Source organism: Mycolicibacterium arcueilense (genome assembly GCF_058536225.1).
On sequence record NZ_JBZTYL010000027.1, the window covers coordinates 82,420 to 91,211 of the forward strand.

Here is an 8,792-nt window from a genome sequence, read left to right on the forward strand (position 1 = left end):
TGGTTCACACTCGGGGCATGTCCCTGACACCGGGCGGCCCCGTCGCCGAGGACGTGCGCCGGCGCATCCTGTCCATGTTGGCCCTGGGCACCCTGCGCCCCGGATCGCGGCTGGGCACCGAGCGGGAGATGGCGGCGAATTTCGCGGTGTCGCGCTCCACACTGCGCAGCGCGCTGCTGCCGCTGAGTCAGGCGGGCGTGCTGGAGCGCCGCACCGGGCGCAATGGGGGAACGTTCGTGCGCGCCGACGTCGTCGAACGCAATGCTGCCGAACTGGCGGGGTTACCGGACCGGTTGCGCACCGGTGGTCACACCAGCGCCACCCGGGTACTGACGACAGACCGCAGGCCCGCCACCCCAGCGGAGGCGCATGCCCTCGAAATCGCCGATGGCGCAGAGATATTCACGATCCGGCGGTTGCGGTTCGCCGACGGTGTCCCACTCTCGGTGGATCTGGCCTGCTTCGTGGCCGAGCACATGGAGGACCTGCTGGAACAGCCGCTCGGCGGCTCCCTGTACGAGTTGGTGCGGGTGCGGTACGGCCTGACCCCGGCCGCCACCACCGAGACCATCGAAGTGGTCAGCGCCAGTCCCCGCGAAGCGCAGTGGCTCGACATCGCCCACCGCAGACCGCTCCTGGCCATCACGCGGATCACCCGCGACAGCAGTGGCCGCCCGTTCGAGTACGCCTACGACCTGTTCCGGGCCGACCGGGTCCGGCTCACCGCCACCAGCCAGGGCGGTGTCGGTGCGGTGCAACGCTCGGTGTGCAGCGCCTGAGATCAGGCCCCGTGTGGGACAACGATGTCCGCGATGAGGGCCATATGGTCGGCCTCCGGCACGAGCTCCGTTCGCACCGCGGTCGCGTCGGCATTGCGCAACAGCACATGGTCGATACCGACGGCAGGCACCCTCCGCGGACCGACCGGGAAGGTGCGGACCAGGCCCCCGCCGGCCTGCTCCGCGGCGTCGCGGTAGCCGGTGGCCAGCAATTCCCGGAACGGCAGCATGTCGTGGGTGGCATTGAAGTCCCCGGCCACGATCACCGCACCCGGACCGGCCTCGTCGGCCAACTCGCGCAGCATCGTCGGGAACTTCGCCATGTCGTTGCGCCACGACTCGATCGGCTGCGGCCACGGCGCGGCGAAATGGATCCCCACCAGGATCGGGGGAACCGCGACGTCCGGCACCTGGACCCGGGACCGCAGCATCACCATCGAGTAGCCCGGAACATGTGCACTGTCCGTCAACGGGAACCGGCTCCAGATCCCGAGACCACCGGCCATCGGCTCGGGGTCGAAGATCCGGTGGCCGAAGGTGTTCTCCAGCCCGGCCGCGATCAACCCGTCGGCGGCCTCCTGCGTGAGCTCCTGTATCACGACGACATCCGCCGTCCGCTCGGCAGCGGCCACCACAGCGGCCGGATCCCCGCGCCCCATACCGAGATTCGAGGTGAACACCCGGACCGGTGCCGACTGCGCCGTCACCGCCTCGGGACCCAGGTAGTGCGGCACCTGGATCACCGCGATCGCCAGCGTCAGCACCACGGCCAGCGCCGTCAGCACCCACCGCCGGCCGAGCACCAGCAGCAGCACCGCCACCGGGGCGGCCAGGGTCAGGTAGGGCGATGCCGTCGCCAACAGCACCGTGCCGTGGCGGCCCAGCGGTACGTAGCGCACCGCCAGGCCCACCGCGGCCATACCCGCCGCGACCACCCCGAAGAGGGTCGCGACAATTCGGATCAACTCAGCCGAGCTTGCGCAGCCGCGGTTCCAGATCCTTCTTGAACAGGTCGAGGAAACGACGCTGATCGTGACCGGGAGCGTGGAACACCAGGTGGTTCAGGCCCCACTTGACGTACTGGCCGACCTTCTCGACCGCCTCATCGGGATCCGAGGCGACGATCCAGCGCTTGGCGACCTGCTCGATGGGCAGCGCGTCGGCGGCCTTCTCCATCTCGATCGGATCCTCGATCGAATGCTTCTGCTCGGGTGTCAGCGACAACGGCGCCCAGAACCGAGTGTTCTCCAACGCCAGCTTCGGGTCCGGATCGTAGGAGATCTTGATCTCGATCATCCGGTCGATGTCCTCGGCGTTGCGGCCGGCGGCCTCAGCGCCCTCCTTCACCGCCGGGATGAGCTTGTCCTTGTACAGCTCCTCACCCTTGCCCGAGGTGCAGATGAAGCCGTCACCCGCGCGACCCGCGTACTTGGCCACCACCGGCCCCCCGGCGGCGATGTAGACCGGCACACCGCCCTCGGGCACGTCGTAGATCGAGGCGCCCTTGAGCTTGTAGTACTCACCGTCGAAGTCGACACGGTCGCCGACCCACAGTTCGCGCATCAGCTTGACCGACTCCCGCAGCCGGGCGAAACGCTCCTTGAACTCCGGCCACTCCCCGCTGTAGCCGGTGGCAATCTCGTTGAGCGCCTCGCCGGTACCCACACCGAGGAAGATGCGGTCCGGGTACAGGCACGCCATCGTCGCGAAAGCCTGCGCGATCACCGCCGGGTTGTACCGGAACGTCGGCGTCAGCACCGAGGTGCCCAGTACGAGCCGCTCGGTCCGCTCGCCCACCGCCGTCATCCAGGCCAGCGAGAACGGCGCATGCCCGCCCTCGTGTCGCCACGGCTGGAAATGGTCGCTGACCGTCGCGCTGTCCATCCCTGCCGCTTCGGCCAGCACCGCCAGCTCGACGAGTTCCCGGGGCGCGAACTGCTCCGCCGATGCCTTGTATCCCAGTTTCAGTTCAGCCACGCTTCGTTTCTACTCCTATGCCTAAACTCGCGACATGGCAGCAGCCCTGACCGCGATCACCGAGCACGTGCACTTCGCGCAGACCGACTTGGTCAACTGGACGCTGGTGACCGACGGGGACCGGGTCATGCTGATCGACGCGGGGTTCCCGGGCCAGCGCCAGGACGTCATCGGCTCGGTGAACCAGCTCGGCTACTCCATCGACGACATCGCCGCGGTCCTGCTCACTCACGCCCACATCGACCACTTCGGCACCGCGATCTGGCTCGCGAAATCCCATGGCGTACCGGTGTTCTGCCATGAGACCGAACTCGGCCACGCCAAGCGTGAATATCTTGAGCAGGCCGCACCCGCCGATGTGGTGCGCAACATCTGGCAGCCCCGCTGGCTCAAGTGGGCGGCCACCATCACCGCCAAGGGCGGGATGAACCATGCCGGTATCCCCACCGCGCAGGCGCTGACCGCCGAGATCGCCGCGGGGCTGCCCGGTGCGCCCGTCGCCGTGCCGACGCCGGGTCACACCGGCGGACACTGCTCGTTCATCGTCGGCGGCGCCCTCGTCAGCGGTGACGCACTGGTGACGGGGCACCCGCTGCTGCGGCGCACCGGTCCGACGCTGCTGCCGGCGTTGTTCAACCACGACGAGGACGGCTGTCTGCGCAGCCTCGAGACGCTCGGGGTGCTGGGTACCGACATCATGCTGCCCGGACACGGGCCGATGTGGCGCGGATCGATCGCCGAGGCCGCCGCCACCGCCGCGGCCGTCCACGCCTAGTGCTGCAGGATCCGGTATCCCAGCAGGAAGAACCCGGTCAGGCACAAACCGCAGGCCAGCACGATCGTTGGCATCAGGACCATCTGGTCGAGCTCGTCGGGGTCGAACACCTCGTCGTCGTACACCGAACCGAACAGCACCCGGGCAAACCTGGTCCGGCGGAACGCGTGCATCCGCCGTCGTGACTCCGCCGAGTCCGCCCGGCGACCGATGAACAGCCGCAAAGCCACGCCGGCCGCAAACACCACCGCAGCCGCTGCCAGTAGCAGCGATCCCACGATTACCTGCAGACTCGGCATCGCAGGCCAGCCTAGCCGCTAACGACCCCACCGCTCGGCAAGCAGCTCGTGCGAGCGCAACCGGTCGGTGTGCCGGTGCGTCACCGAGGTGACGACGAGCTCGTCCGCGCCGCTGACGCGTTGCAACGCTTCCAGCCGGGCGGCCACCTGATCGGGATCGCCGACGAATTGCGTTGCGATACGGTCCCGGACCACGTCCAGCTGCTCGTCGGACAGCGGCCCACAGTCGGCCGGGTCCGGATAGGGCATGGCACCGCCGCCGGCCCGGACCGAATACACCCAGTGCCCGTAACTGGACGCCAGATGCCGTGCGGTGGCTTCATCGTCGGCGACGACCACGTCGGCCGACACCGCCACGTAGGGCTCGGACAAGGCCTCCGACGGGGTGAATCCGTTGCGGTACACCTCGATTGCCTCCAGTGCCGTGGCGGGAGTGATGTGATAGCTCGCCACGAACGGCAACCCGCGCGCGGCCGCGACGCGTGCACTCTGCCCCTTACTGCTGCCGAACACCCACGGTGTCAGGTCGGCACCCGCACCGGGAACGGCCGTACCCACCTCGTAACGGCCGGCGAGCATGGCCAGGATGTCGTCCACCTGTTCGGCGAAATCCGGTGTGAGCGCTTCGGGTTGCTGCAACACGGCCATCCGTGACCGCAACTGCGGGTCCCGCATCAGCGCACTGACGTCGTAGGGCGTCGGGATCACCACACCGTCGATCTCGTGCCACCGGCGCGGCGGCCTCGGCTCACGCGGCTTGTCCCGCACCGCCTCGGCGCGTTTCTGACCCGAGCGGCCCACCCCGAGATCGATGCGGTCGGGGTAGAACGCGGCCAGGGTGCCGAAGCTCTCGACCACGGCGACCGCGGTGGTGTGGCCGAGTTGCACGGCTGCGGTGCCGACCCTGATCCGTTCGGTGGCCGCAGCGATCTGCCCCACCAGAACCGCGGGCGACGAGCTGGCCACCGACACGAAGTGATGCTCGGCGACCCAATACCGTTGGTAGCCCCACTGTTCGGCGTGCCGGGCCAGGTCGACGGTGTTCCGCAGCGCCGTCTGCGCGTCGCTGCCCGCACTGATCGGCGCCAGGTCGAGGATCGAGAGCGGAGTGGCTGTCACGTCAGCTCCTTCTCGAACGCGATCGGGAAGACGGTCCCCTCCCCCTCTGGAGGCAGCGGCACCGTCAGCCGGGTGTAACCCGCGGAGTCGTAGAGCGCCTCGGCCTCGGGCTGCAGGTGACCCGTCGTCAGATAGACCCTCCGGTACCCGCGGGCGGCGATCTCGCATTCGAGGTGGGCCAGCAGCACCCTGCCGTAGCCACGCTTGCGATAACGACTGTCGGTCCAGATGCGTTTGAGTTCGGCGGTGTCGGCGTCGAATCGGGTGAATGCGCCGCCCGTCACCGGCATGCCGTCGAGCACGCCGATGTACAGGCCGCCGCCGGGCGGGGCGAACTCGTCGGCCGACTTCCCACGCAGCCAACCCATCATCTGCTCCGGCGTTCCGCCGTAGCGCCCCGAGTACTCCACGGACAGCTCGGCCAGCAGCGGGGCAGCCAGTGGATCATCCAGATCGACCGCGACGAACCGCACACCACTCACGGGGGCTGACTTAACCACCGTTCCGATACTCACGGCTGCTTCAACGCGCAGCCACGGCCGGGATATGCCCACAGGCTCAGCCTGATCAAAACCCTGCCGAGCCGCTCATTTCCTGGCCAGGTAGTAGTAGTTCGACGGGTCCTGCTCGATCTCGGTGACCTCCACGTCGGAGAATCCCGCGTCGGTCAGCATCGACACCGCCAGCTGCCTGCCCCACATCGTCCCCAGCCCGGCTCCGTCCAGACCGAGCGAGACCGACATGCAATGGGTCAGCGACACCGCGTAGCGGTACGTGCTCATCACCGCGCCGATGTTGTCCTCCAGTCGGCTGGAAGCCTTGATGTCGGCCATCACCAGCACCCCACCCGGTCGCAGCGCACGATAGATGTTCTCCAGTACCCGGGCGGGCTGCGCCTGGTCGTGGATCGCATCGAACGCGGTGATGAGGTCGTACTCCCCGGCCTGGTCGAGGTTCGCCAAGTCGGCGGAAAGGTACGAGACGTTGGTCAAACCACGTTGCGCCGCCGCCGCAGCCCCGGTGGCGACCGCTTCTTCCGAGAAGTCGATTCCGGTGAATCGGCTGGCCGGATAGGCCGCGGCCATCAGGCCGATCGCGTACCCGCTGCCGCAACCGAAATCGGCGACGTCGATGCCGCTCTCGAGCCGTCGCGGCAGGTCGTCGACCAACGGCAGCACCGCACTGACCAGGGCCGCGTCGAACACCTCACCACTTCGCTCGGCCATCACGGTGTGGAAGCGCGGATAGTCGTCGTAGCTCAGCCCGCCGCCGTCGCGGAAGCAGCCGAGGATCTTTTGTTCGACCTCGCACATCAGCGGCACGTACTGGGCCAGACGTGCCAGGTTGCCCAGGCCGGACTCGCGCGTCAGCGAAGCGGCGCGGTGTTCGGGCAATCGGTATGTCGAGGCTTCCGCGTCGTAGTCGACCACCCGGCCCGCGGCCATCCCGCCGAGCCATTCCCGGACGTAGCGTTCATCGAGGCCCGCCGCCGCGGCAATCTCGGTGCTGGTTGCCGACGGCAGCTTCCCCATCGCGTCGAACAGGCCGGTCTGGTGGCCGATGCTCAACAGCAGGGTCAACCCCGCGCTGTCGATCGCCGCGGTGATCCGCTCGGAGAAATCCTCCGCGGTTTCGGTAATTGCCTGTTGATCGGTGCCATTCGCCATCACGCCCGCCCAGACTACGCCGCCTCGGCCACCCCCTTCCGCGCCAAACTTGACACGTGTAAAGTTCGCCGCCATGGACAACATCAGGGGCAAGACCATCGCGATCACCGGCGCCGCCCGCGGCATCGGTTACGCCACCGCCAAGGCCCTGCTGGCCAAGGGTGCCCGGGTCGTCATCGGTGACCGTGACGTGGCCCTTCAGGAGTCGGCGGTCGTCGAGCTGACCAAGCTCGGCCAGGTCTCCGGCTACCCACTCGACGTCACGGACCGCGAGTCCTTCGCGACGTTCCTCGACAAGGCCCGCACCGACGGCGGCGGCCACATCGACGTGCTGATCAACAACGCCGGGGTGATGCCGGTCGGGCCGTTCCTGGAGCAGACCGAGCAGTCGATCCGGTCCAACATCGAGGTCAACGTCTACGGGGTGCTCACCGGCTGCCAGCTGGCACTTCCGGACATGGTCAAGCGGCGCAGGGGCCACGTCATCAACATCGCCTCGCTGTCGGGTCTGATCCCGCTGCCCGGCCAGGTCGTGTACGTCGGCGCGAAGTACGCCGTCGTCGGGCTGACCACCGCGCTGGCCGACGAGATGGCACCGCACGGGGTCGACGTTTCGGTGATCATGCCGCCGTTCACCAACACCGACCTGATCTCGGGCACCAAGTCCGGCGGCGCCATCAAGCCTGTCGAGCCCGAAGACATCGCCGCCGCGATCATCAAAACGCTCAACAAGCCCAAGACGCACGTGTCGGTACCACCGCCGCTGCGCTTCACCGCACAGGCCGCGCAGATGCTGCCGCCCAAGGGCCGTCGCTGGATGAACAAGAAGCTGGGCCTGGACAACGTGTTCCTGGAGTTCGACACCGCCAAGCGCAAGGCCTACGAGGACCGGGCCCAGGCCGCTCAGGGCGTCATCGACTCCGACGGCAAGAGCTAGCCGAAGGTCGGCAGCTCCGTGCCGTGACGGTAGCCCTCGATCACGTCGAGGGCACCGTCGAGCAGTTCCTCATGGGTGAATTCGTAGCGCTCGACGCTGCCGACGAACACCACCCGGACGATCTCGCCGTCCTCTGCCGCGTCCAGCCACAGTGAGGTCACCGGCAGGCCGTCGTCCACCTGGGCGCCGGACGGCTCGTAGAACCACACCGCGTAGTCGTCGTTGGACTGTTCCTCGTCAAAGGTCCAGCCGCGCGCGGTGATTCGATCGTCGAACTCGGCCAGATCCGCAACGACGGCATCCGGGATGTCGGCCAGCTGGTCGACCATCTCGTGGGGCACCAACCGCGTGTCACGAGCGGCCTGCCGCTTGCGGCGGCGGGCCTTCTTGGCATCGGAGCCCTTGGACACGCCCGGCCGCCTAGCTCAGCGCCTGGTCGAGATCGGCGATCAGATCCTCGGTGCCCTCCAGGCCGATCGAGATCCGCACGACACCGTCGCCCAGCCCGATCGCGGCGCGCCCCTCGGGGCCCATGGCCCGGTGCGTCGTCGTTGCCGGGTGGGTGATCAGCGTCTTGGAGTCACCGAGGTTGTTCGAGATGTCGACGACGCGCAGCTTGTCGAGCACCTCGAAGGCGCGCGCCTTGCCGTCATCGGCGTTCAGCTCGAAGGTGATGACGGTGCCGCCACCACGCATCTGCCGCTGCGCCAGGTCGTACTGCGGATGCGACTTCAGGAACGGGTACTTCACCCAGCTCACCGACGGATGACCTTCCAGGAACTCGGCGATCTGCTGCGCCGAGCGGTTCGAATAGTCCACCCGGACGGCAAGCGTCTCAAGGCCTTTCAGCAGCGTCCAGGCGTTGAACGCGCTGATCGCCGGGCCGGTGTGGCGCATGAGCTTCTGCACCGGGCCGTCGATGTACTCCTTGTCGCCCAGGATCGCCCCGCCGAGCACGCGGCCCTGCCCGTCGATGTGCTTGGTCCCCGAATACACCACCACGTCCGCGCCGAGCGGCATGCCCTGCTGCAGCAGCGGCGTGGCAAAAACGTTGTCCAGCACCACCTTTGCGCCGGCGGCGTGGGCCAGCTCGGACACTGCGGCGATGTCGACCAGGGACTGCATCGGGTTGGAGGGCGTCTCGAAGAACACCGCGGTCGGGGGCTTAGCCTCGATCCACCGATGAATTGCCTGTGTAGGTGGGTGTCGATATAAGGAAAGTGCCCCTTGAGCTGGGAG

At 67.9% G+C, this 8,792-nt stretch carries 11 protein-coding genes; 3 read left to right on the forward strand and 8 right to left on the reverse strand.

Features of this window, described 5'->3' with window-relative positions; translation table 11 throughout:
- Positions 1 to 17 precede the first annotated feature (17 nt).
- Complete coding sequence (locus tag AC4LGL_RS27150; RefSeq protein WP_491841483.1) at positions 18 to 779, forward strand: GntR family transcriptional regulator; 762 nt, start codon at positions 18 to 20, stop codon at positions 777 to 779.
- A 2-nt stretch (positions 780 to 781) separates the two neighbouring features.
- Here the strand turns inward: AC4LGL_RS27150 and AC4LGL_RS27155 are convergent, their stop codons facing one another.
- Together AC4LGL_RS27155 and fgd are read right to left on the reverse strand one after the other, a co-directional pair.
- Positions 782 to 1,744 carry an endonuclease/exonuclease/phosphatase family protein gene (locus tag AC4LGL_RS27155; RefSeq protein WP_491841484.1) on the reverse strand — a complete coding sequence of 321 codons (963 nt, stop codon included), beginning with the start codon at positions 1,742 to 1,744 and terminating at the stop codon, positions 782 to 784.
- Between the two features lies 1 nt (position 1,745).
- The gene (gene fgd, locus AC4LGL_RS27160; protein WP_491841485.1) at positions 1,746 to 2,756 is read right to left on the reverse strand and encodes a glucose-6-phosphate dehydrogenase (coenzyme-F420); all 1,011 of its coding nucleotides are present in this window, start codon (positions 2,754 to 2,756) and stop codon (positions 1,746 to 1,748) included.
- Between the two features lie 34 nt (positions 2,757 to 2,790).
- On the opposite strand from fgd, the gene AC4LGL_RS27165 reads away from it, so the two are divergent.
- Positions 2,791 to 3,531, forward strand: a complete 741-nt coding sequence (locus AC4LGL_RS27165) for an MBL fold metallo-hydrolase (RefSeq protein WP_491841486.1) — start codon at positions 2,791 to 2,793, stop codon at positions 3,529 to 3,531.
- On the opposite strand, the gene AC4LGL_RS27170 is transcribed toward AC4LGL_RS27165, so the two are convergent.
- The 4 genes from AC4LGL_RS27170 to AC4LGL_RS27185 all read right to left on the reverse strand — a co-directional run bounded on the left by AC4LGL_RS27170 (position 3,528) and on the right by AC4LGL_RS27185 (position 6,616).
- The gene (locus tag AC4LGL_RS27170; protein WP_491841487.1) at positions 3,528 to 3,830 is read right to left on the reverse strand and encodes a hypothetical protein; all 303 of its coding nucleotides are present in this window, start codon (positions 3,828 to 3,830) and stop codon (positions 3,528 to 3,530) included. The genes AC4LGL_RS27165 and AC4LGL_RS27170 overlap by 4 nt on opposite strands.
- A gap of 18 nt (positions 3,831 to 3,848) precedes the next feature.
- On the reverse strand, positions 3,849 to 4,949 hold the full coding sequence (locus AC4LGL_RS27175; RefSeq protein WP_491841488.1) for an LLM class flavin-dependent oxidoreductase: 1,101 nt from the start codon (positions 4,947 to 4,949) through the stop codon (positions 3,849 to 3,851).
- Positions 4,946 to 5,431 carry a GNAT family N-acetyltransferase gene (locus AC4LGL_RS27180; protein ID WP_491841489.1) on the reverse strand — a complete coding sequence of 162 codons (486 nt, stop codon included), beginning with the start codon at positions 5,429 to 5,431 and terminating at the stop codon, positions 4,946 to 4,948. Before AC4LGL_RS27180 ends, AC4LGL_RS27175 begins: the two co-directional genes overlap by 4 nt.
- Before the next feature lie 105 nt (positions 5,432 to 5,536).
- A complete protein-coding gene (locus AC4LGL_RS27185; RefSeq protein WP_491841497.1) occupies positions 5,537 to 6,616 on the reverse strand; it encodes a class I SAM-dependent methyltransferase in 1,080 nt (359 codons plus the stop codon).
- A gap of 73 nt (positions 6,617 to 6,689) precedes the next feature.
- On the opposite strand from AC4LGL_RS27185, the gene AC4LGL_RS27190 reads away from it, so the two are divergent.
- Entirely contained in the window at positions 6,690 to 7,553 is an 864-nt protein-coding gene (locus AC4LGL_RS27190) for an SDR family oxidoreductase (protein WP_491841490.1), read from the forward strand.
- Here AC4LGL_RS27190 and AC4LGL_RS27195 read toward each other — a convergent pair.
- Both AC4LGL_RS27195 and AC4LGL_RS27200 read right to left on the reverse strand, forming a co-directional pair.
- On the reverse strand, positions 7,550 to 7,963 hold the full coding sequence (locus AC4LGL_RS27195) for a hypothetical protein (protein ID WP_491841491.1): 414 nt from the start codon (positions 7,961 to 7,963) through the stop codon (positions 7,550 to 7,552). The genes AC4LGL_RS27190 and AC4LGL_RS27195 overlap by 4 nt on opposite strands.
- Before the next feature lie 10 nt (positions 7,964 to 7,973).
- Positions 7,974 to 8,792: PLP-dependent transferase (locus tag AC4LGL_RS27200; protein ID WP_491841492.1), on the reverse strand; the 819-nt coding region annotated here is incomplete at its 5' end.

Excerpts from the sequence above, each read along its gene's own strand:
- AC4LGL_RS27170 (WP_491841487.1), bottom strand. The coding sequence starts at position 3,830 with ATGCCGAGTCTGCAGGTAATCGTGGGATCGCTGCTACTGGCAGCGGCT.
- AC4LGL_RS27185 (WP_491841497.1), bottom strand. The coding sequence starts at position 6,616 with ATGGCGAATGGCACCGATCAACAGGCAATTACCGAAACCGCGGAGGAT.
- AC4LGL_RS27150 (WP_491841483.1), top strand. The coding sequence starts at position 18 with ATGTCCCTGACACCGGGCGGCCCCGTCGCCGAGGACGTGCGCCGGCGC.
- AC4LGL_RS27165 (WP_491841486.1), top strand. The coding sequence starts at position 2,791 with ATGGCAGCAGCCCTGACCGCGATCACCGAGCACGTGCACTTCGCGCAG.
- AC4LGL_RS27190 (WP_491841490.1), top strand. The coding sequence starts at position 6,690 with ATGGACAACATCAGGGGCAAGACCATCGCGATCACCGGCGCCGCCCGC.